Here is a 26,189-nt window from a genome sequence, read left to right as displayed (position 1 = left end):
GCTTTTCACCTTTTCATCCTGTAATAAAGTTATTAGGTATTAAGAATAACATTCAAAGATGTCATTTATGATATGTTTTTTGCAATATTCTGCTCCACAGTAAATATAACTTTAACTAATATTTTTCCGTTTTCTATATCCTCTACAGTAATTTTTTTATCTGTAATCTTAGCATCATTGCTAAGTGTTTTAATTAATGATGCTTGTAACTTATCAGCAGCATCTGCAACCGCAGCATCTTTATCTAAATTTATATTTGTTCCTGTTTTCTCATAATATGTTATCTTGTTAAAAAATCCATTCTTTTCTTCTATTTTATCATAATACTCAAATGCATTTATAGCTTTTTTCAAGTAAATTTTTTTCCCAAAGAAACTTAAGTATATATCACTATTTTTTCTTCCAGACCTTTCAAGCTTTTCCCCGCTAACTTGAATTTCCATGAGTTTTTCATAGAAGGTGTTAGCTATTACAGTTCCACTTGGTTTTACTTCTTTTTCAAAGCCTTCTCTTCCTTGAATTGGTGATATTAACTCATCTCCCTCTTTTACTATGTCTCCTGGTGATACCGATGGATTTCCAGAATTAGTATAGACTCTTTTTACTTCACCATCCATACTGGCAACAACTTGATTATATAATGTTTTTTCTGTAGAGGGCGGATTGACTTTTTCCTTTATAACTAATTTTAAAGTTGATCCTTCTATTCTTACCCTGATCCACATTATCTGGTCATTTAAATCTTCCATCTTTTTCTCAAGTTGATACACATTTACGCTTGATTTACTAAGTCCCGGTCTGATTCCAATTGATGAAAGCTGCTGCCTAATTTCAAAAGGACTTAGATTTCTCTCTGTCTGTATATCTATAGCCCATATATAATTAGATAGTAAATATATTACAACAAAAAACAGCATTGCCCCAATAACTAAAGAGATTCTCTTTTTCATTTTCATAAGTAAGACTATTATACCACTCGCTCTAACTGTTTTTACCTTTCCTTTATGTTTCTTTATAAGCATTTCTGCTTCTTTGTAATCTTTAAAGTATATGGTAAATCTGATTGTTGTCAAGTTAACCTTAATTATATTACAAGTGTAGATTTCATTATTCCAAAGCAAATTTAACATTTTTTCTGGCATTAACGCATTAACTTCTATGGTTATCATTCCCGATTTCAGACTTTTATAAATCATTTTTTGCCTCATATGAAATACCCTTAAACACACCACTTATTGTAATGCTTGTCTCTGCTATAAAAAGTATTTCAAAATCTCTACCACTTATTACTATAGCTCCAATTCTTGAATTTATTTTAACCATATTAGTTTCAAAAAATATAATGCCCTTATGATTCTCAATTGTTATCTCTCTATCCCCTACAACTATTATCTTTGGTAAATCTAATGAAATATCACTTGGAAAATCTAATTTATTTAGTATCTTCTCTCTTCCCTTTTGAAATTTTTCTTCCATAATTGCCTCCCTCATAAACTTCTTCATTGTAATTTATGATGGCGCTTGGAAATTAATACACAAATTATTATCTTTAAGTATTTTTTATATATGATTAATTTTAGAATCTTTTCAGCAATAAATAATAAAAGAACTCAAGGTTTTCTTGAGTTCTTTTATTATTTATTATTTAAATATTCTTTAACAATTTGACTTACAAGTTTACCATCAGCTCTTCCTACTACTTTAGGCTTAACAGCTGACATAACTTTTCCCATATCTTTAATGCTATTTGCACCCAACTCTTCAGCCGATTCTTTTACTATTTGTTTTATCTCTTCTTCACCTAATTGCTGAGGAAGGTATTTTAACAAAATCTCTATTTCAGCTTTACACTGATCTACCAAATCTTGCCTATTTCCTTTTTCAAATTCAAGCATGGATTCTCTTCTTTGCTTGATTTCTTTAGCTAATATACTAATAACTTCATCATCTTCAAGCTTTCTATTATCAGTTTTTTCAACCAATAATATAGCAGACTTAGCAGTACTAATTACGTTAGCTGTGAATTTATCTTTTGTCTTTAAAGCAGCTTTCCAATCATCTTGTAATTTTTCTTTAATTGTTAGCATAATTGTACCTTCTTTCAAAAGAAAATCTCACTATTTAAACTTTCTCTTTCTAGCAGCTTCTGATTTTTTCTTTTTCTTAACGCTTGGCTTTTCGTAATGTTCTCTCTTCCTAACTTCTGAAAGAACCCCAGCTCTAGCACATTTTCTCTTAAATCTTCTTAACGCACTTTCAAGTGTTTCGTTTTCTCCAACTTTAATTTCTGACATTTACTATCCCTCCCTCCGCTAGCTTAAATTAACTCAGCTATGGGCTTAATAACACATGCTATATTATACAATATTTAAATAAACAATGTCAAGAAATTAAGAAAAAATCTCCATTGATTTGCGGATTACTTATCCCCTTAATTCTTAGCCTGGAGGCCACTTCAAGCTTCTCCCTCCAAGTACATGAAAATGAATATGTTTCACTGTCTGACCTCCATCTTCACCGCAATTATTGACAATCCTATACCCTGTATCTGATATATTAAGTTCCACAACTAACTTGTTAATAACATTAAATATGTGTGAAACAATATTAATATTATTATCATTCAAAGCATTTACACTTTCAATGTGTTCTTTAGGTATCACTAAAAAATGAACAGGAGCTTCTGGATTTATATCGTAAAAAGCATATACCTTATCATCTTCATATAACTTTTTACTTGGAATTTCTCCCATCGCAATTTTGCAAAATATACAATCTTCCATGGTTTCACCTCCCTCTAAGTAGTTACAAGTGACAAATTTCTAACTTAGTTTTCTTGTATTTATTTTTCTTAACAATCATTATACCAAATTTATATTTTTTTTCCAACCACATAATTTCCACATGCTTCTACTATTTTGCAAGGAACCAATTTACCTATCATGTTTTCATTTCCAATAAAAATCTCAACTTTGACATAGTTTCTTGTATATCCCTCAAATACCCCAGGCTTATTTGAAACTTCTTGTTCAATTAAGACATCAAGCTCTCTTCCAACTAAGGATTTACTAAAATCGCCTTCATTTTTTTCGTTAAGCTCAATTAGAGCTTTGCTTCTCTGTTCCTTAACATTTCCATCAACCTGGTTTGACATGTCTGCTGCCTTAGTTCCTTTTCTCGGACTAAATTTAAATATATGCGTTTTAGTTAATTTTATTCGTTTTAAGTATTCATAGGTTTCATTAAATTCTTCGTCAGTTTCACCTGGAAATCCTACGATTACATCAGTTGTTATTGATGCATCTTTCAAATTTTCTCTAATTCTATTCACTGCATCCTCATACTCTTTAGCCGTATATCTTCTATTCATCCTCTTTAAAGTAGCATCACATCCACTTTGAAGAGATAAATGAAATTGCGGACATAATTTTTTCATGTTCTTTATTTTCTCTATGACTTCATCAGTAAAGAAACTAGGTTCAATTGAGCCTATTCTCACTCTTTCTATACCATCCAATTTTTCAATTTCTTCCAATAAAGTTATCAAGCTTACATTTCCATCTAAATCAACACCATAAGACGCAGTATGAATTCCAGATAATATTATTTCCTTAAATCCATGTTCATTTAACTTCTTTATTTCCGTTAGCACTTTATCAGGATCTTTTGAACAGGTTGTTCCTCTTGTATATGGTATTAAGCAATATGCACAGAATCTATTACATCCATCCTGTATCTTTAAGAAAGCTCTGGTTTTATCTTGATACTCTTCTATATTTAATTCCTCAAATTGCTTATTTTTAAGAACTTCTCCAACCATTAATTGAGGCTTATGCTCATCTTTAGCCTTGTTTACGTAATAAACAATATCTCCCTTGTTTCTAGTTCCAAGTACAACATCTACGCCCTCTATTTTAGAAACCTCATCTGGTGCTACTTGAGAATAGCAACCAACTGCAGCAATTATAGCTTCTTTATTTCTTCTTCTCGCCCTACTTATTATCTGTCTGGATTTTTTATCGCTCATATTAGTCACTGAACATGTATTTATTACATAAACATCCGCAAAATTCTCAAATTGGGTGATTTCATAACCTTCTCTTATAAATTTTTCTGCCATAGCCTCTGTTTCATAATGGTTTACTCTGCATCCTAAAGTAAAAAAGGCTACGATTTTTTTATTATTATTTTCTCTATTGTTCCTTATTTTATAACGATTAACATCAACTATTTTTATTTTATTTTTTTCCATAGCAATAGCTTTCCTCCAAACTTCAATCCTCATGTCTATTGATAGAGTTTAATATATTTTCTTTTGAAAGACAAGGAAATTTGTAATAAAGGCCATGACAATAATAGTCATGGCCTAGTGATTTCTATAGTTCTATTAATTTTTTGTATTATATCTAATTCTCTCTTAAAAATATAAAAGCAAGAAAAAATATCATCAATTAATTCTTGCTCTTATTTTATTTCTTCCTTAATATATTATATTTTATTTAATATATTAATTTAAAGGTACTTCAATCTTAAATCTATATTTTTATGTTTTAAATAAATTTAAGTACGGTTATAGTATGTTTTTTACTTTGTTATTTTTAATTTTCTAAATTATTTATAGCATATTGTGCTTCTTCTTCAGTAAATTTCTCTCCTGCATCTGACACTAATTGATCATGTACAGCACTCTTAGACATATTCATTTCATTTTGATATGTTTTGGCTTTTGCTAATGCATTCTTTTTCCAATCTGCTTTTACGTTATCTATGGCGTATTGTGCTTCTTCTTCAGTAAATTTTTCTCCAGCGTCTGATGTTAATTGCTGATATAAGCCTTTTTTAGATAAATTCATTGTGTTGGCGTAACTATCTGCTTTTTTTAATGCATTGTTTTTCCAATCTGCTTTTACGTTATCTACAGCATATTGTGCAGCTTCTTCAGTAAATTTTTCCCCAGCATCTGATGTTAATTGCTGATATAAGCCTTTTTTAGATAAATTCATTATGTTGGCGTAACTATCTGCTTTTTTTAATGCTGATTGATATTCCTTAGGTGCATTATCTTTTGTATCATTTGTAGCATCTTGGTTGTTATGCGTTTCAGATGTATCTTTAGTATTACTTATGCTTGAATTAGTTGTATCACTTGTTGCTACATCTTGTTTGTTTTTATTTCCACCAGAAGATGCAGCTCCTATTATTACTATTAAGACAGTAACTATAAACCACCATCTTTTATAAATAGGCTTTTTATTTTTTGCCCCACAGCTTGGACATGTTTTGGCATTTTTAACTATTTCTTTCCCACACGTTTTGCATTGAATCATTTTAGGCATTAATATCTTCCCTTCTTTTTACAAGTTATATAATATAATTGTATAATATTTCATTAATATGTCAATATTCCTAATCGTAAAGGGTAATAATTTATCAATAGAGATAGCTCTTCTTTCTGCTAATTTTTAGCTATCTCTATATTTTACCTCTTGATTTTAATTACTAAACTAAGATATAATAGATTTGCAAAATGGACTGGTGGCAACTTCGGTTACTGCCTCTTTTTTATTTGTATAATGTTTAATATTAGTGTCAATAATTAAGATGTTAAGCTTTTTATCCCCTAAACAAATATAGCTAGTATGTAATCCCAGAACTTACATACTAGCTATATTATTTATATCGAAACCTCTCATTAATAATATTTCTCATTTACAATATCATATCTTACCCCTTTAATCCATAACTATTATAGATCTATTTCTTAAGTAATTCATTTTTTACATACTCATTAATAGTCTCTTCTTCCCCTTGGAATATATCTGTTAAATATAATATAATCTCCTGTTGCTCCTCTGGTAGCCCTTTTATTGTTTCCAATATTGTATCTATAGTTACTTTTCCCATATGCCATCCCCCCTAATTTAGTATCATACAATATTATATTATTATACTGTTAAATCATCTATAACGTATTTTTTGCAAATTTGCCAATTCTATAATTTATAATCACTTATTAAGAATACATTTAATATATTATACTAAGTCTCATATTTTCTTGCCTGATTAAAATATTAATTTTTATTATCTTGAGGAATCATTAAAATGTGATTCCTTCTTTTTTATTCTGAATAAGTAACATTATTATATTTATTTAATATAATAGAATATGATATATATTAATATTTCAATATTGTTTTATACAAGTAATTCATTAAAGTTCCCTCCTTATTATAATTTTTTTATAAGCAGTAAATTTAGTTAGCATCAAAAAAATTTACTGCCTTTTGTTATTTATTAGGAAGTCCTTTAATATAATATATAGTAGGATCACTTGAGTTTCCTCTTATCTAGTATTAATACAATAAATTCAAATGGATTATATTTTTATATAGTCCCTTTGTTTTAGTAACATTTTTCTTGTGTTTTAATATAATATATATTATTAGCAACCATTTTATCATAAAAGAGCTAGTATCATCTTCAGTAGTTAGGATTCTTAATATGGTCCTAACTACTATTTTATAAATTAATTTAACAGAAAATTATGGAGGTAATTATTATGAGTTCTGATGGTGGTTCAAGCAAGACAGTTATTTACTCCATATTTTTTCTAACGTCTGTTAGTATTAATTGGGTCTTATTTTTAGCATTTCTATATAAAATTAAAAAATAATGGCAGCAAACAACATTTCTATTGTGTGCCGCCTAAAATAAAAGGTACAAAGATATAGGTAATATATTTACCTTAACATAATACGTCTACTAAATCAAGATTTTAACAAGGAACATTTCTTATCTCATTTTAATATACTACAATATAAATAAAATAAAAATTATTTGTGCCCATATCTCAACAAAATTATGATTATTTTCTCTTTTTGCCTAATAAGCGGTAATTAAATTACTCTTAGCTACTGCTTATTTTAGTATAAAAAAATAAAGGTAGATAATATACACCAATTAAATCTACCTTTATTAAAGCTATTATGGACCAAGCTTTTTTTCTAATTTAACATATTTTTATTTATAATTCAATTTATTTTAGATTGTATCACACAAATATCAAAAAATAAAGCAGTAGCTGGATTTCTCTTAGTTACTGCTTATACATTAAAATTCTTCATAAATTCTAGGATCTTGATTATTTGTACGTCCATTCTTACGAGAAAGTCCAGAAATTATTTTCATTTCTTTTTCTGATAATTTAAAATCAAAAATGTTTAAATTATCTAATTGATGTTCTTTTGATGATGCTTTTGGAATTGGAATAACTCCAAGTTGCATATGCCAACGTAAAATTATTTGTGAAATAGATTTTCCATATGTTTCAGCTATTTTAGCAAGTTTCTCATTACTTAACATGCTATTACCTCTTCCAAGAGGGCTCCAAGACTCTGTAACTATACCATGTTCTTTATCAAAATCACGTTGTTCTTCTTGATTGAAATAAGGATGAAGCTCGATTTGATTAATACTAGGAGTCACTCCAGTTTCTTTTATTAGAGTCTCTAAATGTTCTGGCATGAAATTGCAAACGCCTATTGATCTAATTAAGCCTTGTTTTTTTAATTCAATCATTGCCTGCCAAGCTTCAACATATAAATTAATTTTTGGATTAGGCCAATGAATAAGATATAAATCGTAATACTCTACTCCACCTCTAAATAGTGATTCTTGAATTGTAGTAATAGCCTCTTTATATGAGTGATGACGTCCAGGTAATTTAGAAGTTATTATAAGTTTTTCTCTTGAAACAGAGCTTTTTCTCACTGCCTCTCCAACTGCACCTTCATTTTCATAATTAAAAGCTGTGTCAATTAATCTATATCCTAAATCAATTGCCTGTTTAATGTTATTAGCTCCTTCTATACCATTTAGGCCATATGTTCCAAAACCTATGCTAGGTACTTTAAGTCCATCATTCAGTAAAAATTCTGTAATATTTTCCAACATAATTCATTAGTCCCCTTTCAATAACTTTCAGATAAATAACATTTAACACTAATTCTTATATCTTTTTAAGCTTAAATCAACTATGTTGATTTAAACATATTATACCATATAAAAATTATAATGTAAGAATTTAAAGTGTTAATATTTCTATAATTTACAAATTTTCTACAAGAAATAAATGGCATAGGATTAACTCCCATCCCCTAAAAAATCTAACTTAATTTTACTAACTACACCGTTACTATCAAAAGAATATCCATATAATCCACAATCATGAATCATTTTCCCATCACTATAATTTTAAATAGCTCTACACTAAAACAATAGCAACAAACAAAGATATCCTTGTCTGCTGCTATTATTATAAAATAAAGTAATGCTTTCATTTATGTATTACCATTATATTGAAATCAAGTAAATGATAATTATAAACCAAATAAGAGTAGTCAGCAATATTTCTATTATCTACTACCCTTATTCTAAATTGTTAAGCTTAATGGGTAAAACGGGTTTATACTTATATTTATTTAATTTTACCATATCTTAACTAATCATTCTATATTCATTGTAAAATTTAATCTATCATCAATCATCCCTTCATTTTGTGCCCGAATTAATAATTTATTATATAACATTTTAATTTCATTGGTATCCATAAAATATTCTTTCTCATCCTCATATATTATATTCTTAAGTTCTTTTGAATCGTCATATAATGCTTCTATAGCCTGTAATATTGTCAATACTTCTATTTCATCTAACTTTATTTCCATGCGATTCACCTCTGATCATTATTTTTACATAAGTATTTAATTTCAAGCATTTAAATTCCAAGTATTCTTAAAAAAATAGGACTAATTACACTGCTAAATATTTCTCCAAATTTAAATACAGCTTTTGCAACTACTAATCCAATCTGTTGGTTATACGCTATGCACATAGCTAATATAAAAAATCCAGATAGTGGTTTAATCAAACCTCTTGTTATCCCCATACTCTCACCCTTCCTATAGTTTTACACAATTATACCATATAATATGTAAAATGTAATAATATTGCATAAAAAATAAAGCAGTAGTTGGATTGCTCCTAGCTACTACTTTTCATGTAGATTATCATCATATTTGGATAATGACTCTATCATTGTCGACATCGCACTTATATTAAAGCATTGAAATAAATTATATATAAAACTCTTAATTTCTATAATCGCGAAAATGTTTATAAATAAGTATAAATATATGCATATTCTCAAAATTATGTTCTTTGCTTCTTCATTAATATTTACGATATTATTTGTTCCTATATATATTATTATAAATGTTCCTATATAATTAATTATTATTAATAAAACATATAATATACACATGGCGAAAAAATATAGATTATATTCAGAGAATAGTGACTTTCCATGCTTACTTTTGCTTAAGAAAAGTATCTTTAATGTGTTTCTATTAATCAATGCCTGAAATAATGCATAGCCAGTAAACAATATTGCAAACATAGCCATTATTACTCCATTTGATAATCCTAATAAATCTTTTAGGTTACTTAGTGTATTATTAGATTTAACACTTATTTCTATTGGATATGCTAGTATTACTAATACTATTAAAATCACCACTAATCGTCTTTTTGATGGTATTATGGTGCAAAAAGCTTCTTTTATTACTTCACTAAACTTTTTACTTTTATATTTTTTTATATCAGATAGGTTATCTATCAGAATTTGTTTTTTAGTCATTTTGCACCTCCATTTTACTATTTATTTCAGAAACCTTGTTAACTTTATCTTATTTAAATCAAATATTTTAGCATTCTCTTTCCCTACTTCATTCATCAACTCATTATCTTTAAGTGTATTCATGGAGACAGTTGACACAGTCTCAACAGATGAACCTTCTGGATATTCTATCGGAAATCGTTCACTCATCGATTCATTATCAAGTTTACCTCTTGCTCCATTTTCATATATAACTTTTAAATCAACTTTTGCCAAACCTTTACTTTGATTTATTCTTTCAGCAACTTTATTAAATTTAGTTGGTGAAGTAATAACTATTTCACTATTTTTAGCTCCTAGTTCTTTCAAATCATCTTCCATCCATTCAAATGCATCTTCTGTGTTTATATCACCATTTTTATGAAAAAATCTAAATCTTAGCTTGCTTATAGTTCTAACATTTTTTAATTTTTCTATAATTTCTTTTTGAGATGGTATATCTACTACATCTATTGTTGGATAAGGTATTTTTTCGTCTTTAGGTAAATCTTCATTGAATTTTTTTATAATAATACTTGTCATATATTTTATAGTTGCAGCAAAGCTACGTATATTAGGACTACCTTTTTGATTTGGAGTATATAGCATTCTATGATTATCCAAAAATAGTGTAAATATAGAAATTGGCGCAGTATCATATAACTTATTTGTAAAATTAATTTTACCTTTTTCAACATCATATTCAGTTCTTACTTCTAGCTTTGTCTTCTTAACAAGCATACCTTTTAACACTATTCTTCCACTTTGAAGATTTTCTAACTTTACATCTTCAAAAAAATATTCATCATCTCCTACTCTTCTTATATCTTCTGATGTAAAAGCTGGATAAATTATTTCTGAAAAATACGTTAACATAGGATCATTATTCTTTCCAAAAGTACAGTTGAAATTAGCAATAGTTGTTGTTCTTTGCATTTTTATCCCCTCCATTATAATGTTCATATCATTTTAAATTTATGCTATAACAGAGGTAATAGAATATGCTCTATTATAACAAGAAATAATTTTAATTGTGTAAATTTGATTTCTTGTTATATATTGTAAAACATTTCTACATTTTTCACAATAATTCCAAAAAATTTATCTATCAGAACATTTGTTCTCTTATTATATTTTAGCATTCTTTTATTTTAAAGTAAATATATTAAATTCCTATGTTAATACTCATTATAGAAAAAAGTTAAAATAAATGTTTTTATTATTTTTATAATATACTCAGCTATATTACAACCTGCAGCAGTTCCTTCAACACACGATAGCATATATGTAAAAAAAGTTAAAATATCTATATCAATTACACGTAGAGTATAATATGTATATATTATATATGCTAAAAAGAAATATCCCGCGCTTCTAAAAGTATCAATAAGAATTTCCTTTATTCCAAAACCACTTTCATTAATGGTTCGGGGATAATTAAAAATTTTCGATATTGATATGATTATAATTATAAAAATACATACTTGCCTTATGGCCTCTAAATAATTAAGTCAAACTTTTATATCTGTTAAATTCATTATGCTACTCCTTTTATCAGTTCATAAATGTATTATTATATTCGCAATTTTTCAAAAAAAATAAAGGGTACAGGATTAACTCCTATACCCTAAAAATCTAACTTATTTTAGTAGCTACACCATTACTATCAAAGCTGTAACCATATGAATTACAATCATGAGCCATTGAGCCATTAGAATATAATAAATAATATTTATCATTATCTAAAACCCAACCAGTAGCCATTTTGCCATCTGCTTGTAAGTAATACCAATCTGAATTATATTTAATCCATTCAGCTTTTGCCATCATACAGTTATCTTTTAAATAATAGTAATATCCTCCATCTTGAATCCAAACTGATTGCCTTGCATATCCATCAGAATCAAACGAATACCACTCTCCATCTATATATCGCCAAGAATCTTTATAATAGTATTTATTAGCAGTATCTGTACAATACCACCAGCCAGTATTATTTTTATTCCATCCTAATACAATATTGACTTCTTGCAATTTTTGCTTAATGTCTGTCCATCTTTGCCAATTATTAGAACTAAATGAATTAGGGCAACACTTTCTACTAGCATCATAATGTCTTACCACATGGTCTATATCTATATTGTATTTGTTCATAAGATATTTAATTAAATCTAGGGTATTTTGAATTGTTGCACCTGATGGAATACCATCAGATTCAATGCACATTTCAATACCTAATGAATTACTATTACTTATTCCATATACTCCATGACCATCACCACAATGCCAAGAGTAATATGCATCTGTATTTATAATTTGAATTATGTTTGCTGAATCAACAAAAAAATCTGCTGATGCTTGCCTATCTCCGCCAGCAAAATAATCATGTTCATTTTGTGCGATTGCTCCTGGATCTCCTGTATCATGAATGACTATATACTGTGGAACTGTACTTCTAGCAGTTTTATTATAACTAATAATTTGTTCTTGTATATCTAACACGCTATCATCTCCCTATGCATTTGTAGTTGCATCATCTGCTGTATTTGCTTTTGGTGTAATTGTAGAATTAATAACTATTGCGTTTTTAATATCTGCACCATTTGAGCTTATAGAATCTTGAGCAACATCATTTTGAATATCTGTTGAAGCCTGTAAAGTATTTTGAGTAGCTTCATCAACAGATTTATCATCTGAAACTTTAGCTAAGCTCTCTCTATCTGATACTGTAATAATACCTGTGTTAATAGCTTCTCCAGTTAATAGTGTAGATTTATAAGCATTAACTTCTCCAGCTATAGCTTGCCTTAAATCATACAAATTCTGTTCTGATAATCCTGGTATTCTTTGAAGTAGCAGTTTATTAAATTCATCTGCTTTTGATTTGAATAGTTTCGATGCATTTTTAGTGATCCTGAATTTCTCTTCAACTATATTCCATACTTCCTTGGCTGTTTGTAAATCCTGTTCATGTCCACTAGCTTTAATAGCTTGATCAATTTGTTCTTTCTTTTTAGATAGCACTTCTACTGCAGCACTTCCAATTGTTTTAATAATCACTACTAAAATTGCAGTAATAGCAGTAGTAGCAATAGGGGCAATTTGACTAATTAATAATTCTTTCATTTTACATTTCTCCTTTTTCTATATCATCTAGCCTCTTATGGGCTGATTTTGCTGATTCTTCTACTTTTGCAACTCTCTCTATAACTCCATTGATTTTATTATCTTGCATTTTCATATCTAGTTTAATATCATCAACACCTCTAGAAATATAATTAAGTTGCATTTCAAGCTTTGTCTGAGTATTACTTTCCTCTTTTATATCTTTTGTTGCTGTTCTTTTATAGCCTAAGAATCCTATTATTGCTCCAGATACCGTGCAAATAATCCCAATTGTTGTTATATCCATATTTCACCTTCCTTGATTCAAATTTTATAAAAATAAGCATAAAAAAAGACTCCTAAAAGTCCCGATTTACGCTTAAATTCCTTATCTTTATATTCCCAATATTTTAAATAATATTTTTTTAATAGCACTGATTTTATACTTTTTATTTAAAGTTTCAGAACATTCTCCATTAATAATGAAACAATGGTTCTTATTACATTCCATATTTTTAGTTGGATCGCAGGGATATGTCTTATTCCTTTCTTGCAAAATAATCACCTCTTTTCTGCGCCCTATCTTTCTATGATGCAGAAACTTGAGTTATATTAGTTCCAATTATTTCTGTTTTTTCATCCGCTGTAATCCACTTAGCCTGTACAAATGTATCTAAGTCACTAACTGCATACAGCCCTAATCCATAGTATTCCTTTATTATTCCATACCAAAAATTGTCCATTATTTTGCACCTCCTAATTTAGCTATTTGACTTAATAAATTTGCATTAATTTGTTGTTGATGTGTTAATAGTAATTGAATATTAGCATTATCTTTTATTAGTTTTGCCCTTAAAATTTCCTCTTGTGTTGGTTGTATAGTTTTATTTTTAATTACATTAAGTTCTTCTTTCGTTAATCCTTCAACCCATTTATCACCATCCCATTTAGGTTTGTAAAAACCTACAGGACAATTAATTTCTATGCAATCATCTGGAGTTATTTCTTTATTTTCTAGTAAAACATCTTCTATAAAAAATCCATTATCATCTATTTTTAATACTTTTCTCATCTAAACACTCTCCCTAAATTTTATGTTAACCGATAATCTAGTATTTGTGTGTCCCACAACCATACCATTAACTCCAATATAAACATAGCTATGTGTACAATTATCATCTGCTGCAAAAATTAGCGGAATATTTGGTCTATACCCTGCTGGAAGAGTAAAAATAGGCGTGTCTGGAGTTCCACTCGAAACAACTCCTCTTATACATACATATCCAAGACTATCTTTCCAGTAATACAGATATCCATAACCACTATAGTTTATCCATCCATTTATTAATGTAGGAGCAGTTGGAGCCTCATATACATTACTTGCTTTATTATTATTTAGTTCATTTATAGCTCCTGTTACAGTTTTATTTGTCGTTGTTCTAGAATTATCTGTGTTATTCGCCTTTTCTGACAAGGACGTACCATGAGCATCCAGTGCCTCTTCAACTGTACTTTCATTATATTTTACCAGTGATGCATTCGTATGAGGATAATAAATATTACCTTGATCATCTTGTATTTCTACATCTTTTATTGACATTTATTCTGCCTCCTTTACATAGTCTTTAAAAATAATTTTACTTCCGTTCCTGTTGCATATGTTGTACCAACTTTAGCACTCGCACCATCCGCACCTGCTGGGCCTTGTGCTCCTGTAGCACCAGTAGCACCTTTTAGACAAGTAGTATATACCCATTTTGCTGTGGCTGCATTTCCGGCAACGGTACAGTTATATACATTTCCAGTACTTGTATTAAAATATTGGTCTCCTACTAAAGCAGATGTTATTCCGCTACCACTAAATATAGTTGCTGTTGTGCTAGTTCCTGTTATTGCTGTTCCAGTAAACCATTGTGAACCTCTAGTTCCAGTTGCACCTGTAGAACCAGTAGCTCCTGTTGCGCCTTGAGGCCCTGTTGCACCAGTATCTCCCTTATTGCCTTTTAATTCTCCTGCATCTAACTTCTCTTGAAACGTTTCTCCATCGCTGAATGTGACTGCATCTGCACTTGTCATTACATCTACTTCTTGTAAAACTTCTCCTGTACTTTCATTTAGCAATTGAACCCTTACTTTGTTTAAACTTGCCATTATATAATCACCCTTCCTTTTAAATTACTTTTATACCCATTGTTGGACTTACTTTTATATTTTCTGTAGTACCGGTGCTTATTGTATCTGTTACTTTAAAATATAAAGTGTTTTTCTTTCTGTCAGCTATAGCTGGTAATGTCTCTCCAATGTACAATTCTATTTTTTCTGACAAGTGTGTAGTAATTGAATTAATAGAATTGGTTAAAATATCTATATCTTTCTTTGTTGCAAGTACCACCGTTGGATCTATTTTTAGTTCAATACTGCTAGTGCTGGTTACTTCTAATGTCATTTTAATATAGATTTCTTTTGTACTGCCATTAGTTGCAATTGGTTTATATGTCTCAGGATATTTACCGATTGATATTAAAGCACCAGTATCATCAAATGCACCTACTTCTCTTATATAAAAATCTCCTACATCTGAAGGAAGGGCACATATTATATTGATCCAATTTGCATTATCCTCATCAACCGCAACCGAATTTATATTACAAGAATAAACCGAATGTACTAAGTCAGTTTGACTTTCATTTGGATTATAGTAACTACCATTACTATCTCCAATTTTCATAGTCGTTAGATTAATTTTAGTCCCTAGTGCTATGCTATTAGCTATCTTTGCCTTACCTATAGCAGTCGGTATTGTATAAAATTGTTCTGCCATTATATTATCCCTCCTTAGGCTGTACTGTTATTGTTTCAGCTCCGCTTGTTTGTGCTAAACCGATATCTATATTCCCATTTGTACTTATACTAGTTATTTGATATGGAAGTACTCTTATTTCTTCCCCATATAATCCAAATGCTTTTATAGATAAAACACTATTAGTATTAGATGTAATTTTGTAATCTGCTCTTAAATATGTGGTTTTTACTTCCTCTATAACTTCAAAAAAGTCTTCTATATTTTTTGATATTCCTGAATTAGAAATAAACTCAATTTTAAATTCAAAATTAGGTAAATCCAATATTACATCTATCTCTTCACTTATATAGGCTTTAGCAATATCCTTTATCATTTGTTCAGAGAAATCACCTTGTCCCAAGAACCTTGACTTAACTCGTGCTCTTCTAGCATCTAAACTATCATTAGGCAAACTCTTTATTTTAAATTCTTTTTCCCATCTAGTTAAAGTATTTGCATCTGCTGTATCTATGTCATAGTTCAGCTTTATAAGGTCAATGCGTGAGTTTAATATGTTCAACTCGTTAGCATTAGCATTATTAATTTGCTGCATAACTTTAGATGTTTTATAATAATCAGGCTGATATCCTAATAATGTATTGCTATCCAACATTAACATCTCCTAACACTGCAACTTCTTCATCTCCAATAGTTACATTTTCAGCAGCTCCATTTAAAAGCAAATTACTATAATCTGTTATACCTTCTGCATTTAAAATTCTGTCACCTATAAATGCATAGCTAACATAACTTTGTTGAAATGCTACTGTTTTAAGATACTCCATAATTGAGTTTTCTATATTTGTTTTCGCTGTAGCTGGATCTAAACCACTTTGTATATTGACACTTATATGAATCGCTGTTTCTGTTGCACTAACTACAGTGCAGACGGCTCCGCATAGTGGCATCTTTCCACTACCATCTCCGTTTTTATTAGGATCAATATAATTTTGAACTGCTTGTATTAATGTTGAATCAGCACCAACTTTATTAGAATTTATTATTACAACTTTAACAGTACCATTTCCATTCCATAAAGGTATTACCTTGGCATCACCAACACCAGTAACTTCTAAGGCCCAATTTCTAAATTGAGCTTTATTTGCGCTGGTAACTAAATTTTGAATTTTAGCATAATATCTAGCTCTTAAACTGTCGTTATCTTCTTCATCATATCCATTGGTAAAAGCACTGCTATTCGTTACTTTTTGCAATCCCGAAAGAGTCTTTGGAAAATATTTAATAGCTCCTGAAGGTACATTCCCAATACTCCCATAGGTTTTACATTGTACATTTACAACTATACTTCCACTTACTGGAACTATGGTTGTATCTATGAATTCAAAATTTAAAGCATCACTTCCTACAAGTTCACCTTTTGTTATTGGTGATCCTGGTGTTCCTGTTATAATTACAGGGCCATTAGATTGAGTAGTTTCTTTTCTATAAACTCCAAATTTATTTACTACTTTGTCTAAATCTTTTCCTTCTGCAGTATCTGCAAATGGAACATTAGGTAAATTCTCAATTTTTTTATATGCACTCTCTAATTCAATAGAGACTGGTTTTTCAGCATCATACATAAATTCGCCCTGTGATTTATTGTAGTTATCATCAATATCACTTAACAACCTATCTTGTATTTTATCTCTGCTATCACTCATTAAATCACCACACTTTCGGTATTTGCTCCATAGATACTAATAACATCAAATTCACAATTTAAAAGCATTTTGTCTCGAACAAATACAAAATTATTTACAGCTTTAATATTAGAATTTTTTAATAATGCTTCTATAACGATTGTCTCAACTTGTGCTTGTATATAAGCAATAGGATACTTACTAGTGATAAGCTCTAATAAGGATACTCCATATTTTTCTACATCATCAGTATTATAAATTTTATATTTATTCTTTTCAGTTTTTAAAACCTTCTGTATCCATTGCTTAAGTGCATCATATCCAGTTAACATTTGCACTTTACCGTCTTTAACTACAAAGTCTCCTATTTCAAAATCAAAACTCGGAGATTTACCATTACTATTAATAGAATTTGAAGTATTCAATTGTGTCGTCGTGTTTACTATATTCTGATTGGGAAACAACCCTCTCACCTCGTTTCTATACCTTATCAAAAGCTATAAAATATTTCTTATTTAATGGAAAACACAATACTTCATCATTAACATTTAAATTTCTTGTAATAGAAAAAGTTTGCGATTCTCCATTAATGACAATTGATCCTGTCATTATCTTAAGAGTTTCACAAACTTTTAAATTTTGGCCTTCTGTGAAATATGCTGCTCCATCTGATATTGAAATTTTTAATGGATTCAAAGAAACTACTTTTCCAATTTGAAATTGAGGTGAATCTACATTATTTCTATCATTAAACATTTTAGCAAATCCAACTCTATAATCATCCATAATATCACCTACCAAGTTATTGTTATATTTACTTTATGCTTTCCTTTAGCCAGTGTATGTTGTGCATTTTTTATCTTATAATAATCATTAAGCCTACTTCCTGCATGTATATAAATTAAGCGGTTAGCTTTAATATCATCACCACCGCTTACTGCTACAACTTCAAAGGTTGACTGATATTCTATTTTATTACTACTTGCTAAAGCATTATCAGCCATATTCTGAGCCTGTGCTATATTCTTATCATCTACACTTATTACATCAGTTAAAATACCATAGAAATTTTGCTTACTTGTATCTTGTGCAGTAGCTTGTATTACTGTGCTATCTCCGTTTCCACTGATTACAACTATTACATTTTTCATATTTTCCATACTGGCTTCGATATTAATTTCTTTAGGTAGAATAATATCCGGAGAAATCTTCATATCAGCAATATCATATACATATGTTGTCGCACCTTGTATTTCCTTAAAATAAGTCGTGCCCTGGTCATCAGAAGCCTGCTTTAAAATATCTTCAATCATGCTGTCTCTATTAGTATTTGAATAATATTGATCTATAATCGTAGGAATATTGACTACTTCACCAGTTAAATAAGCTTCATTTAATAATTCATTAATTGCATCACTAGCTGCTATTCCATTAAATTGTTTAATAGGTATTTTGTCATTCTTTAAATAATAGCTATAATCTTGACAAGTATATGACCATGTCCATCTTTTTTGAGTTGGCTTTAATGTAATCCCCCTGAAGATCTCTACATCATCATTTAATAATTGCACTACAGTTCCAGTTGGTATTTCTTTTATGCTATCAAAACTTAATTGAGTCCCTAAAGAATCCGAATCACTGCTCCATGTAATAGTATTGCTATCGTTTATTATATCTACACCATTAACCATTAATTTATACATAATATCACCTAACCTTCTATCCATGCGCCGCTATCATCGAATGTGTAATCAGTTCCGTCTATATTGTATGTTCCACCATAATACATAGCACCATCTGAACCAAAATAATACCATGTATAGTTATAATATACCCATTCATTACGTGCCATTTTGCAGTCTTCTTTAAGCCAATAATAGTTTCCTCCATCCTGTAGCCAAGTAGTTTGCCTTGCATATCCTTGAGGATCAAAACTATACCATTCATTATCTATTAACTGCCATGAATCAGAATAGTAACTCCCTGCTGTATCATAATAGTAATACCATCCAGTGGAATCCTGCTGCCATCCAATTGTAGTTGACGTAGTAGTTATTGTAGCATTATACTCTCTCCATTGTTTAAGATCTAAGCTATATTTATAATCGCCATTTTTCATTATTGGATGTTCGAACTTTTCAACACTGAAAGTATCATTTACATAATTACCATCCTTTGTAGTAATAAGTAACCTAATTGGTTCGGCATTGGTTTTAGCATCTTCAATTAAATCAATAATTTCTTTTCCATTGACCTTGCTTTTGCAATAATAATATTTACTTGCATCACGTGGCAACCAATCGTCCCAAGAGCCTTGCAATAATCCTTTTTTATCAATAAAGTTATATGGTATATCCCAATAAGTCTCGAATTCTTCATTTTTACTCTCACTAGAAAAGGCTGGCAGCTCTTTAGGTATCGTAGGAAATTGTAATACTTTTGTTCTATTATAATCACTCACATATATATTATATCCGCTCATATATTACCTCCTAACCTTTAGAATTAACCATTCCTAATTGAATTTGATTATAAACATGCTGCCCTACTTGATTTGCAAACTCTTCATTTCCTACCATATTGCCTTGAACTATTACATATATGTTCATTCCATTATTACCATTTCCATTTAATATCTTCTTAGTTTGGTTTGCTGTATAAACTTTTGCACCACCTGGTAAGTCAATAGCTTCTGGTCCATGTTCTCCAACTATTGTAGGTCCACCAGTAGCATATTGTGTTCCTGTAGCTTTCCATCCCCAAGGATTAAATGTTACTTGATCTGCATTAGATGTATCAACATTTGAATAATTTCCAGTAATATTAACCTCTTTATCTGCTAAGGTTGTATTGTTCCATTTATTTGTCCATGATTTAAACCAATCATAAGCTCGTTGAATCGCTCCAGTTATCTTATCCCAATTAGCTACAATTGCTAATAAAGCAGTTCCAAAAGGATTTAATACAGCACTTATAAATAGCAATATTGGATTATCCTCAAGAATTCCCCAAACCCATTTAATCCAATTATATATATCTTGCCAATGTTTAACTACTTCGTATATAACAAAACCTAAACCCGCTATTGCAAGCGCTACAACTCCTATTGGGTTTGCATCCATAGCTACATCTAGAGCCCATTGTGCAGCTTCCCATGCGTTTGTTGCATTCTTAATGCCCCATATAATCATTTCTATCGTTTCCCACGCTTTAGTAGTGATAGAAACTATCTTTGTCCATGTATTAACCGCTATAATTGCAAGCTTCCACGCCACTACAGCCATTGTAACGCCCTCTATTATCGGCTTTATTGTAGTCCAGTTATTTCTATAAAAATCTACAACTTTTGTTGAACTATCTATAATATCCTTTATTGCATCTCCAACAGAGTCCCAGCTATCTGGTTTTATTGAGTCGAAAGCAGGCGCAACACTATCATATATTGTTTTAGCTAAATTTCCAATGGAACTACCTAAGTTCTGCAATGCTGGTAAATCAGTATCTAAAATATTACTTGCAACATTTAAAAATTCACCTGTGACACTTGAAATAGTCTCTTTTACTCCTGGTATTTTATCCTTAAACCAATTAGCAAAATCATTTAGTCTCGGCAGCGCCTCATCAGATATTGGAACTAAAATACTCGTTTGAATATTACGTTTTATTCCTTCAAATGCACTGCCTATATCATTGTATTTAATATCTTTAATAGAACTCATTGCATCATATGTGCTATCAATCGAACCATTTAAATTCCCTAAACTTTCAATTGCATTTATACCCAAATCCTCAAATTGAGTTCCAAATAACTCAACACCAATCTGAGATTGCTTTAATGGATCTTGCATATTACCTAATGCACTAACTACATTTTCAAATGAACTTCTTGCAATATCTCCACCTTGTGCAAATTTAGCTGACAAATCGGCTGCATTAAATCCAAGCTGAGTAAAACCATCTGTTGTAGTTTTACTTCCATCAACTGCTCTTATAGAAAATTCCTTAACTGCATCTCCAACTTTATCAAGGTTAAATGCCCCTGAAGCTGTTCCATTTGCAAAAATATTAAACATATCTTGAGCACTTAAACCAACCTTCTTAAATTGCACGCTATATTCATTAATAGAGTCAACCATTTCATCACTGAAATCTAATCCTTTTTGCTTCCCTTGTGCAATCAAATTAAAAGCATTCTCACCATCTACTCCAAATTGGTTCATAATCGTATTGGCACTTCTTATAGATTCATTTACGTCTATGCCAAAGGTATCTCTTAATGCAAATGCATCTTCTGCTAATTCTTTTAAATCATCACCACTAGCACCTGTTTGTTGCCTTATGCCTTTAATTGCTTCTCCAATTTCGTCAAAATTTTCTCCGAAATTATCATTATAAATATCAAGCATAGTATCTCGCATGCTTCCTAATGCATCATCACTTATTCCAGTTGCTGCTTGAATACCATTTAAAGATTTTTGAAGCTCATTACCAAAAGTAACTGTTTCAACAATTCCTTCTTTCATTTGTTCCCAAATGTCCATTCCCGCACCAACGCCAATACCTCTTAATATAGATTGTCCAATGGTATCATATGCATTAGAAACAGTTTTTTTCATGTTCAAAGCTTGATCTTCAGTATTTTTCATTCCATTTCTAAAAGATTGCGTATTTTTAGCAACGTTTTGAATTGTATCACTAAAATTATCTTTTAAATTTAAAATCGTACTAATTACTTTTGAAGCCAAATTATCACATCCTTATTAAGTTTTTGGTGGTTTGGCATTCATTAATTCATTTTTGTAAAGAACATATTCTTTTAAAACCTCCTTTTGAGTTTCAGGAAGATTCCATAAATATTCGAGAGAATGACCACATTCAAAGAAATAACAGAGCCAAAATAGTGGCCCTATATCTCCTTTGTCATTCCCTCTTATGAGTTTTTTATTTTTTTCTTAGTTTTCTTGCCATCTCCGAAAGTATCTTTAATTTGATTTGCTATGTTAGGTAAATTTTCAACTCCAAAAGCTTTAATAGGTGCATCCAATGGATCTTGTATTCCCCATGCTTTATGCAATTCTGGATTTTGTAAAAAAGGGCATGAAAAATAAATAAAGTCTTTTGCTGCTTCAGTTATAGCTCTCAAATTTGTTCCTATGATTTCTTCATTTTTATTCATTTTTATAGCATTTGCCTGTGCATTTAAGAATTCTAGTAAATTATCTTCAGTTGGTTTAATAAATGTTATTACTCCCCAGCCTTCTATTAGAATATCTGCTTCTTTCTTTCTACTTGATTCTCTTTCTAATCCCTGATTTATGAATTCCTCTAAAGATAATTTCTTTAGTTGTTTTTCTTCCTGCTTTTCATCAAATTCTTTTAAATTTTTTTCCATAATAAATTCCTCCAAATATTCATATTAAAATTAAAAAGATGCTTAATTAAAAGCATCTTAAATAGTTTCAATTGGTTCAAAATCTCCAAAATTAAATGGAAATTCTTCTTCAATTATTTTTTTAGACTCAAAACCGGCAAGCAAAAATTCAGTTATTACTACTCCTTCTATACTTGCCTTTTCACTTTTCCCAGTGGCATTGTCAGTTAAACTCGATATTAATTTAATATCTGGCATAACTCCACTTTTATATGCATCAGCACAAATCTTCCATATTGTACTGTCTACTTTTTTTACAGTAATAGTTCCTTCACCGCTCCAACCATTATATCTACTATATGTTGCATTATCTCCGCAAAATTCAATACTTTCAAAGTCACCTTTTACCTTGGCTTCAATTTTACTTAAATTAGCTAAAAGCTGACCATTGAACCATAAATTACCGCTACTACCTGTTAAAACTTTATTAGCTAAAGCTTGATTTGCCATAATCTAAATACCTCCCTTAAGCTAAATTGATTGCAAATTTCAAATCAACCATGCTTTGTAATACTTTTGCATTTGCAGTTAAGAATAAACTTCTTTTAAAAGTATTCTTTCTGACTTGTAAATCTGTCCATCCTGAAGCTTCTGAAGTTCCGGCAGCTATCCATGCAGCTCTCTGTGCTTCCACATCAATATCACTTTTATTGTCATATTCTCCATCTAAAACGTCAGTCCCCTCTGCTGATAACTCTTTAAAATAACCATTAACTGCTGATATAAATAAAATTTGATTATCATATTTATTCTTATATCCACCGCCAAGATAATCTTCTTTAAATGTTGTTGATATATCATCTTGCATAAGATCCATAGCTTCAACAACTTCAATCTCTTTCATATCTTCTGTTATAGTAGTACCATTTGTAGTTATCAGTGAATTAATTCCACGTGCAATTCTTACATTAGCACCATCATTAATTAATATAAATTTACCAGCTCCGAGAGCTGCATTCCTATCATCAACCTCAGTGACTTTACTAAGGTTTGTACATTTAAAATAGTTACAACCTTGACTAATATTGCATTTAGCTAATATTCCTATTAAGCTTGGACAATAATGTACTCCTTCGACTTCTCCTCTTGTAGTATCTGAAAAAGTCACATGGTCATTTACAAAATTAACTACATGCTTTTCATCTGGTGCAATTGTGACATTAAAAACTACAGCCTTATAAGTTCTCTTTTCCATTGTTGCTTTAGTTTTTATCCAACTTGATAACGTAGTAAAATCATCTGCTGAACCATTTCCAATAGTAATCCATCCAGTCGCAACATTCTGCGAAACAATATTTAATGCATCCGCTATAGTTGGAGCTGTTTCCCCTTCTTCTGCTGTAGCATCTATCCTAACTATACAAACTTTATACGGTGCAAATGCAAATATATCATTAATGTACTGATAATTACTTGACGAATAATCATTTTCTTTAACATCAGTAATTATGTCATATTCTCTATAATCAAATGTCTTAACGGTATCATCCCTAATAATAAGGATTGCGTAACCTCTCTCACTACGATCAACGAGTGAATTTGCCTTTTGCTTAAAGCTTACATCTATGTTTGGCATTTCTACTGTCATTAATCATCACTCCTATTCTTTTAAATTTAAGTTGAAATTTAACTCTTCTATATTCTCTAAATTTGAATCGTCATAAATTTCTTCAAGGGAATATAACTCAAAAGTAACCTGTAATACACCGTCAGTTGTGCTGCACTGTATCTCTCCATCTTCAGCAATTGGCATGTAAAATGTATCTGTGACTTTTACATCTTCTAAAAATGTATTTACTAATAAATCCTCCATTGCTAAATTATCTAATTTAGGTTTGTACCTATCTTTAGCAAAAAAATAAACCCTTACTGGAAGAGTTCTTTCTTTTAATTGACTATTAAATTTTCCTGCTTGTATAGTATCAAATGTTACTTTTATTGATGGCCTTATAGCATTTATATATGATCCATCTACATCTTTTTTTATATCTTCTTTAGTATCTTCTGTTCTTACCTGAACATCTGCAAATTCTGTATTTACTAATGCAGCTTGTATAACATTATTTATAGCCTTATTTATTTGTTTCAGTGTAATCATAGTTATAACCCCTTTATAAATACTTCTTGCAAAAATTCTTCAACATCTGAATAATAACCACTTTCAAATGCTTTCGCTGCTTCTTCCATGAAATGAAACCCAGGAATAAATTTTTCCTCTCCAGTTTGCTTATGCGATTGCCCTCTTGCAACTTTTTTATGTGGAGTCCACATATATCCATCATTAATTAAGTGAACATGGGGACTACTATTAAGAGCTCTTACAGACCAAACACCTCTGTATTTATAGGCTTTTCCTGCTTTAAATCCTCTAATTAAATTTCCTGTTTTCTCTTCTATTCCTTTACTCTTAAATACAGCTTTATTTTTTTTATTTAGCTTATTACCTTCTTTTTTTATGAATTTCTTGCTTTCTTTTGGCATAGTATCATTTGCTTTTTCAACTAACTTTTTTTCAAATTTAGTTAGTTCACTAAAATCAAATCCATCACTACTCATATTATCCTCCTATGATCTCTTCGCAGAATATTTCAAGAAATTGATGCGAAAAATAAGGATCTAGTACATATTTAATATCTAATCTATGGCCTTGATAAATAAACCACATATCTTGAGTAATATCTTTTCCGGCTCCATATCTGACTATAACCTTATGTGTCGTATTAGAAAGTATTGTATCAGTCTGTTGTTTTTGTAATGAACTTGTTTGTGGGATTATTTGTGCCCAAATAGTTTTTATTTCTCTTGGTCCAAAATCTTTTTCGTCAATCTCATTATCAAATTCTATATTTCCCCATACAACTATTCTCTTATCTAATCTTCCTTGCATAGCATTACCATCATATACTTATTGCTTGTAATTGTGGTATAAAACACATTTCAAAAGCAAATGAAAATTTTATTTCTCCAGGTGATAATTGCCATATATCATTAACTCCTATAGTTAAAGCTGCAATACCTAATTCAGTTTCAATGGTTGTTTGGGCTATTCCAGCATTCATCATATATTGCTTGACAGCCATAATCTTAACTTTTAGTGTTTCATCAGTATCATTTCCATCGACACTTAATCCTTGTTTAACTTTATCGAGTATTTCTTGATCATCCATACCAAATTTACTCCTTTCTAATCCTGGCTATCAACTAAATCTACAAGAAAAGGGACTAATATAACTTTTAGTCCTGAACTTTTCATCTCAACTTCTATTTTTTCATGTAGATTCTCATGTTCTTGAGTTGTTAATGGTTTAATAGCCTTAAAGTATATTACTATTTCGTCTCTTTTTATTTCTGTAGCATTTTCAATTACTACATTTTCTGTTTCACTTTTGATTTCCGTAGTATCTTCTATCACTACATCTTCTGGCACATTTTTAGCTTTAGCCATTAATTACC

General features: G+C 30.0%; 36 protein-coding genes. All 36 read right to left on the bottom strand.

Going from position 1 to position 26,189, the window contains the following annotated elements; genetic code table 11:
* Window positions 1-65: 65 nt before the first annotated feature.
* The 36 genes from yqfD to CDLVIII_RS06910 all read right to left on the bottom strand — a co-directional run bounded on the left by yqfD (window position 66) and on the right by CDLVIII_RS06910 (window position 26,181).
* A complete protein-coding gene (gene yqfD / locus CDLVIII_RS07070) occupies window positions 66-1,196 on the bottom strand; it encodes a sporulation protein YqfD (protein WP_009168754.1) in 1,131 nt (376 codons plus the stop codon).
* Entirely contained in the window at window positions 1,186-1,476 is a 291-nt protein-coding gene (gene yqfC / locus CDLVIII_RS07065) for a sporulation protein YqfC (RefSeq protein WP_009168753.1), read from the bottom strand. Before yqfC ends, yqfD begins: the two co-directional genes overlap by 11 nt.
* A gap of 158 nt (window positions 1,477-1,634) precedes the next feature.
* Window positions 1,635-2,087, bottom strand: coding sequence for a GatB/YqeY domain-containing protein (locus CDLVIII_RS07060; RefSeq protein ID WP_009168752.1), 453 nt, complete (start codon window positions 2,085-2,087; stop codon window positions 1,635-1,637).
* Window positions 2,088-2,117: 30 nt separating this feature from the next.
* On the bottom strand, window positions 2,118-2,294 hold the full coding sequence (gene rpsU / locus CDLVIII_RS07055) for a 30S ribosomal protein S21 (protein ID WP_008429643.1): 177 nt from the start codon (window positions 2,292-2,294) through the stop codon (window positions 2,118-2,120).
* Between the two features lie 144 nt (window positions 2,295-2,438).
* The gene (locus CDLVIII_RS07050; protein WP_009168751.1) at window positions 2,439-2,783 is read right to left on the bottom strand and encodes a histidine triad nucleotide-binding protein; all 345 of its coding nucleotides are present in this window, start codon (window positions 2,781-2,783) and stop codon (window positions 2,439-2,441) included.
* A gap of 89 nt (window positions 2,784-2,872) precedes the next feature.
* The gene (mtaB, locus tag CDLVIII_RS07045) at window positions 2,873-4,252 is read right to left on the bottom strand and encodes a tRNA (N(6)-L-threonylcarbamoyladenosine(37)-C(2))-methylthiotransferase MtaB (RefSeq protein WP_009168750.1); all 1,380 of its coding nucleotides are present in this window, start codon (window positions 4,250-4,252) and stop codon (window positions 2,873-2,875) included.
* A gap of 346 nt (window positions 4,253-4,598) precedes the next feature.
* The gene (locus CDLVIII_RS07040; RefSeq protein WP_009168749.1) at window positions 4,599-5,336 is read right to left on the bottom strand and encodes an Ltp family lipoprotein; all 738 of its coding nucleotides are present in this window, start codon (window positions 5,334-5,336) and stop codon (window positions 4,599-4,601) included.
* A 418-nt stretch (window positions 5,337-5,754) separates the two neighbouring features.
* Entirely contained in the window at window positions 5,755-5,904 is a 150-nt protein-coding gene (locus CDLVIII_RS31125) for a hypothetical protein (RefSeq protein WP_009168748.1), read from the bottom strand.
* Between the two features lie 1,206 nt (window positions 5,905-7,110).
* Complete coding sequence (locus CDLVIII_RS07035) at window positions 7,111-7,953, bottom strand: aldo/keto reductase (RefSeq protein ID WP_009168747.1); 843 nt, start codon at window positions 7,951-7,953, stop codon at window positions 7,111-7,113.
* 551 nt (window positions 7,954-8,504) lie between these two features.
* Window positions 8,505-8,726: a hypothetical protein gene (locus CDLVIII_RS07030; protein WP_009168746.1), complete on the bottom strand. Its 222-nt coding sequence runs from the start codon at window positions 8,724-8,726 to the stop codon at window positions 8,505-8,507.
* A 50-nt stretch (window positions 8,727-8,776) separates the two neighbouring features.
* Window positions 8,777-8,947, bottom strand: a complete 171-nt coding sequence (locus CDLVIII_RS31120; protein WP_009168745.1) for a hypothetical protein — start codon at window positions 8,945-8,947, stop codon at window positions 8,777-8,779.
* A gap of 102 nt (window positions 8,948-9,049) precedes the next feature.
* Window positions 9,050-9,697, bottom strand: a complete 648-nt coding sequence (locus tag CDLVIII_RS07025; RefSeq protein WP_009168744.1) for a hypothetical protein — start codon at window positions 9,695-9,697, stop codon at window positions 9,050-9,052.
* A 21-nt stretch (window positions 9,698-9,718) separates the two neighbouring features.
* Window positions 9,719-10,651 (bottom strand): hypothetical protein, encoded by a 933-nt coding sequence (locus CDLVIII_RS07020; protein WP_009168743.1) that lies wholly within the window; start codon window positions 10,649-10,651, stop codon window positions 9,719-9,721.
* A gap of 699 nt (window positions 10,652-11,350) precedes the next feature.
* Entirely contained in the window at window positions 11,351-12,217 is an 867-nt protein-coding gene (locus CDLVIII_RS31820) for an N-acetylmuramoyl-L-alanine amidase (protein WP_009168742.1), read from the bottom strand.
* A gap of 12 nt (window positions 12,218-12,229) precedes the next feature.
* Window positions 12,230-12,841 (bottom strand): hypothetical protein, encoded by a 612-nt coding sequence (locus CDLVIII_RS31115; protein WP_009168741.1) that lies wholly within the window; start codon window positions 12,839-12,841, stop codon window positions 12,230-12,232.
* A gap of 1 nt (window position 12,842) precedes the next feature.
* Window positions 12,843-13,127, bottom strand: coding sequence for a hypothetical protein (locus tag CDLVIII_RS07005; RefSeq protein ID WP_009168740.1), 285 nt, complete (start codon window positions 13,125-13,127; stop codon window positions 12,843-12,845).
* A gap of 280 nt (window positions 13,128-13,407) precedes the next feature.
* Complete coding sequence (locus CDLVIII_RS29705) at window positions 13,408-13,563, bottom strand: XkdX family protein (protein ID WP_009168739.1); 156 nt, start codon at window positions 13,561-13,563, stop codon at window positions 13,408-13,410.
* The gene (locus CDLVIII_RS29190) at window positions 13,563-13,892 is read right to left on the bottom strand and encodes a hypothetical protein (RefSeq protein WP_009168738.1); all 330 of its coding nucleotides are present in this window, start codon (window positions 13,890-13,892) and stop codon (window positions 13,563-13,565) included. The genes CDLVIII_RS29705 and CDLVIII_RS29190 overlap by 1 nt, the downstream gene beginning before the upstream one ends.
* Window positions 13,893-14,420 carry a hypothetical protein gene (locus CDLVIII_RS06995; RefSeq protein WP_009168737.1) on the bottom strand — a complete coding sequence of 176 codons (528 nt, stop codon included), beginning with the start codon at window positions 14,418-14,420 and terminating at the stop codon, window positions 13,893-13,895.
* Window positions 14,421-14,434: 14 nt separating this feature from the next.
* Window positions 14,435-14,971: a hypothetical protein gene (locus CDLVIII_RS06990; protein ID WP_009168736.1), complete on the bottom strand. Its 537-nt coding sequence runs from the start codon at window positions 14,969-14,971 to the stop codon at window positions 14,435-14,437.
* Window positions 14,972-14,990: 19 nt separating this feature from the next.
* Window positions 14,991-15,641, bottom strand: a complete 651-nt coding sequence (locus CDLVIII_RS06985; protein ID WP_009168735.1) for a phage tail protein — start codon at window positions 15,639-15,641, stop codon at window positions 14,991-14,993.
* Between the two features lie 4 nt (window positions 15,642-15,645).
* The gene (locus CDLVIII_RS06980) at window positions 15,646-16,275 is read right to left on the bottom strand and encodes a putative phage tail protein (RefSeq protein ID WP_009168734.1); all 630 of its coding nucleotides are present in this window, start codon (window positions 16,273-16,275) and stop codon (window positions 15,646-15,648) included.
* On the bottom strand, window positions 16,265-17,326 hold the full coding sequence (locus CDLVIII_RS06975; protein ID WP_009168733.1) for a baseplate J/gp47 family protein: 1,062 nt from the start codon (window positions 17,324-17,326) through the stop codon (window positions 16,265-16,267). Before CDLVIII_RS06975 ends, CDLVIII_RS06980 begins: the two co-directional genes overlap by 11 nt.
* A complete protein-coding gene (locus CDLVIII_RS06970) occupies window positions 17,326-17,730 on the bottom strand; it encodes a DUF2634 domain-containing protein (RefSeq protein ID WP_242835852.1) in 405 nt (134 codons plus the stop codon). The genes CDLVIII_RS06975 and CDLVIII_RS06970 overlap by 1 nt, the downstream gene beginning before the upstream one ends.
* A 55-nt stretch (window positions 17,731-17,785) precedes the next feature.
* On the bottom strand, window positions 17,786-18,091 hold the full coding sequence (locus CDLVIII_RS06965; RefSeq protein WP_009168731.1) for a DUF2577 family protein: 306 nt from the start codon (window positions 18,089-18,091) through the stop codon (window positions 17,786-17,788).
* Window positions 18,092-18,099: 8 nt separating this feature from the next.
* On the bottom strand, window positions 18,100-19,032 hold the full coding sequence (locus CDLVIII_RS06960) for a hypothetical protein (RefSeq protein WP_242835850.1): 933 nt from the start codon (window positions 19,030-19,032) through the stop codon (window positions 18,100-18,102).
* Window positions 19,017-19,787 (bottom strand): cell wall-binding protein, encoded by a 771-nt coding sequence (locus tag CDLVIII_RS06955; RefSeq protein WP_009168729.1) that lies wholly within the window; start codon window positions 19,785-19,787, stop codon window positions 19,017-19,019. Before CDLVIII_RS06955 ends, CDLVIII_RS06960 begins: the two co-directional genes overlap by 16 nt.
* 10 nt (window positions 19,788-19,797) lie before the next feature.
* On the bottom strand, window positions 19,798-22,050 hold the full coding sequence (locus tag CDLVIII_RS06950) for a phage tail tape measure protein (RefSeq protein WP_009168728.1): 2,253 nt from the start codon (window positions 22,048-22,050) through the stop codon (window positions 19,798-19,800).
* Between the two features lie 185 nt (window positions 22,051-22,235).
* The gene (locus tag CDLVIII_RS06945; RefSeq protein ID WP_009168727.1) at window positions 22,236-22,697 is read right to left on the bottom strand and encodes a hypothetical protein; all 462 of its coding nucleotides are present in this window, start codon (window positions 22,695-22,697) and stop codon (window positions 22,236-22,238) included.
* A 57-nt stretch (window positions 22,698-22,754) separates the two neighbouring features.
* A complete protein-coding gene (locus tag CDLVIII_RS06940) occupies window positions 22,755-23,186 on the bottom strand; it encodes a phage tail tube protein (protein ID WP_009168726.1) in 432 nt (143 codons plus the stop codon).
* A gap of 16 nt (window positions 23,187-23,202) precedes the next feature.
* On the bottom strand, window positions 23,203-24,324 hold the full coding sequence (locus CDLVIII_RS06935) for a phage tail sheath C-terminal domain-containing protein (protein ID WP_009168725.1): 1,122 nt from the start codon (window positions 24,322-24,324) through the stop codon (window positions 23,203-23,205).
* 12 nt (window positions 24,325-24,336) lie between these two features.
* Window positions 24,337-24,834, bottom strand: a complete 498-nt coding sequence (locus CDLVIII_RS06930; protein ID WP_009168724.1) for a DUF6838 family protein — start codon at window positions 24,832-24,834, stop codon at window positions 24,337-24,339.
* 2 nt (window positions 24,835-24,836) lie between these two features.
* On the bottom strand, window positions 24,837-25,292 hold the full coding sequence (locus CDLVIII_RS06925) for a hypothetical protein (protein WP_009168723.1): 456 nt from the start codon (window positions 25,290-25,292) through the stop codon (window positions 24,837-24,839).
* Window position 25,293: 1 nt separating this feature from the next.
* On the bottom strand, window positions 25,294-25,623 hold the full coding sequence (locus tag CDLVIII_RS06920; RefSeq protein WP_009168722.1) for a phage head closure protein: 330 nt from the start codon (window positions 25,621-25,623) through the stop codon (window positions 25,294-25,296).
* Window positions 25,624-25,633: 10 nt separating this feature from the next.
* Window positions 25,634-25,903, bottom strand: a complete 270-nt coding sequence (locus CDLVIII_RS06915; RefSeq protein ID WP_009168721.1) for a phage gp6-like head-tail connector protein — start codon at window positions 25,901-25,903, stop codon at window positions 25,634-25,636.
* Window positions 25,904-25,920: 17 nt separating this feature from the next.
* Window positions 25,921-26,181 carry a hypothetical protein gene (locus tag CDLVIII_RS06910; RefSeq protein ID WP_009168720.1) on the bottom strand — a complete coding sequence of 87 codons (261 nt, stop codon included), beginning with the start codon at window positions 26,179-26,181 and terminating at the stop codon, window positions 25,921-25,923.
* Window positions 26,182-26,189: the final 8 nt, after the last annotated feature.

It is taken from the genome of Clostridium sp. DL-VIII, from assembly GCF_000230835.1.
Lineage (GTDB): Bacteria > Bacillota > Clostridia > Clostridiales > Clostridiaceae > Clostridium.
This window is presented reverse-complemented; position numbering and strand designations above follow the sequence as displayed.

Bases quoted from the DNA above. Each gene is read 5' to 3' on its own strand.
- CDLVIII_RS06975 (WP_009168733.1), bottom strand. From the start codon at position 17,326: ATGAGTGATAGCAGAGATAAAATACAAGATAGGTTGTTAAGTGATATT.
- CDLVIII_RS06955 (WP_009168729.1), bottom strand. From the start codon at position 19,787: ATGAGCGGATATAATATATATGTGAGTGATTATAATAGAACAAAAGTA.
- CDLVIII_RS06925 (WP_009168723.1), bottom strand. From the start codon at position 25,292: ATGAGTAGTGATGGATTTGATTTTAGTGAACTAACTAAATTTGAAAAA.
- CDLVIII_RS06995 (WP_009168737.1), bottom strand. From the start codon at position 14,420: ATGTCAATAAAAGATGTAGAAATACAAGATGATCAAGGTAATATTTAT.
- CDLVIII_RS07050 (WP_009168751.1), bottom strand. From the start codon at position 2,783: ATGGAAGATTGTATATTTTGCAAAATTGCGATGGGAGAAATTCCAAGT.
- CDLVIII_RS07030 (WP_009168746.1), bottom strand. From the start codon at position 8,726: ATGGAAATAAAGTTAGATGAAATAGAAGTATTGACAATATTACAGGCT.
- CDLVIII_RS29705 (WP_009168739.1), bottom strand. From the start codon at position 13,563: ATGGACAATTTTTGGTATGGAATAATAAAGGAATACTATGGATTAGGG.
- CDLVIII_RS07020 (WP_009168743.1), bottom strand. From the start codon at position 10,651: ATGCAAAGAACAACAACTATTGCTAATTTCAACTGTACTTTTGGAAAG.
- CDLVIII_RS07005 (WP_009168740.1), bottom strand. From the start codon at position 13,127: ATGGATATAACAACAATTGGGATTATTTGCACGGTATCTGGAGCAATA.
- CDLVIII_RS31120 (WP_009168745.1), bottom strand. From the start codon at position 8,947: ATGGGGATAACAAGAGGTTTGATTAAACCACTATCTGGATTTTTTATA.
- CDLVIII_RS07035 (WP_009168747.1), bottom strand. From the start codon at position 7,953: ATGTTGGAAAATATTACAGAATTTTTACTGAATGATGGACTTAAAGTA.
- CDLVIII_RS06910 (WP_009168720.1), bottom strand. From the start codon at position 26,181: ATGGCTAAAGCTAAAAATGTGCCAGAAGATGTAGTGATAGAAGATACT.
- CDLVIII_RS06915 (WP_009168721.1), bottom strand. From the start codon at position 25,903: ATGGATGATCAAGAAATACTCGATAAAGTTAAACAAGGATTAAGTGTC.
- CDLVIII_RS06945 (WP_009168727.1), bottom strand. From the start codon at position 22,697: ATGGAAAAAAATTTAAAAGAATTTGATGAAAAGCAGGAAGAAAAACAA.
- CDLVIII_RS31115 (WP_009168741.1), bottom strand. From the start codon at position 12,841: ATGAAAGAATTATTAATTAGTCAAATTGCCCCTATTGCTACTACTGCT.
- yqfD (WP_009168754.1), bottom strand. From the start codon at position 1,196: ATGATTTATAAAAGTCTGAAATCGGGAATGATAACCATAGAAGTTAAT.
- CDLVIII_RS06980 (WP_009168734.1), bottom strand. From the start codon at position 16,275: ATGTTGGATAGCAATACATTATTAGGATATCAGCCTGATTATTATAAA.
- CDLVIII_RS06960 (WP_242835850.1), bottom strand. From the start codon at position 19,032: ATGGATAGAAGGTTAGGTGATATTATGTATAAATTAATGGTTAATGGT.
- CDLVIII_RS06965 (WP_009168731.1), bottom strand. From the start codon at position 18,091: ATGGATGATTATAGAGTTGGATTTGCTAAAATGTTTAATGATAGAAAT.
- CDLVIII_RS07025 (WP_009168744.1), bottom strand. From the start codon at position 9,697: ATGACTAAAAAACAAATTCTGATAGATAACCTATCTGATATAAAAAAA.
- mtaB (WP_009168750.1), bottom strand. From the start codon at position 4,252: ATGGAAAAAAATAAAATAAAAATAGTTGATGTTAATCGTTATAAAATA.
- CDLVIII_RS06935 (WP_009168725.1), bottom strand. From the start codon at position 24,324: ATGACAGTAGAAATGCCAAACATAGATGTAAGCTTTAAGCAAAAGGCA.
- CDLVIII_RS06940 (WP_009168726.1), bottom strand. From the start codon at position 23,186: ATGGCAAATCAAGCTTTAGCTAATAAAGTTTTAACAGGTAGTAGCGGT.
- CDLVIII_RS29190 (WP_009168738.1), bottom strand. From the start codon at position 13,892: ATGAGAAAAGTATTAAAAATAGATGATAATGGATTTTTTATAGAAGAT.
- rpsU (WP_008429643.1), bottom strand. From the start codon at position 2,294: ATGTCAGAAATTAAAGTTGGAGAAAACGAAACACTTGAAAGTGCGTTA.
- CDLVIII_RS06920 (WP_009168722.1), bottom strand. From the start codon at position 25,623: ATGCAAGGAAGATTAGATAAGAGAATAGTTGTATGGGGAAATATAGAA.
- CDLVIII_RS06930 (WP_009168724.1), bottom strand. From the start codon at position 24,834: ATGATTACACTGAAACAAATAAATAAGGCTATAAATAATGTTATACAA.
- CDLVIII_RS07060 (WP_009168752.1), bottom strand. From the start codon at position 2,087: ATGCTAACAATTAAAGAAAAATTACAAGATGATTGGAAAGCTGCTTTA.
- CDLVIII_RS07040 (WP_009168749.1), bottom strand. From the start codon at position 5,336: ATGCCTAAAATGATTCAATGCAAAACGTGTGGGAAAGAAATAGTTAAA.
- CDLVIII_RS06990 (WP_009168736.1), bottom strand. From the start codon at position 14,971: ATGGCAAGTTTAAACAAAGTAAGGGTTCAATTGCTAAATGAAAGTACA.
- CDLVIII_RS06985 (WP_009168735.1), bottom strand. From the start codon at position 15,641: ATGGCAGAACAATTTTATACAATACCGACTGCTATAGGTAAGGCAAAG.
- yqfC (WP_009168753.1), bottom strand. From the start codon at position 1,476: ATGGAAGAAAAATTTCAAAAGGGAAGAGAGAAGATACTAAATAAATTA.
- CDLVIII_RS31125 (WP_009168748.1), bottom strand. From the start codon at position 5,904: ATGGGAAAAGTAACTATAGATACAATATTGGAAACAATAAAAGGGCTA.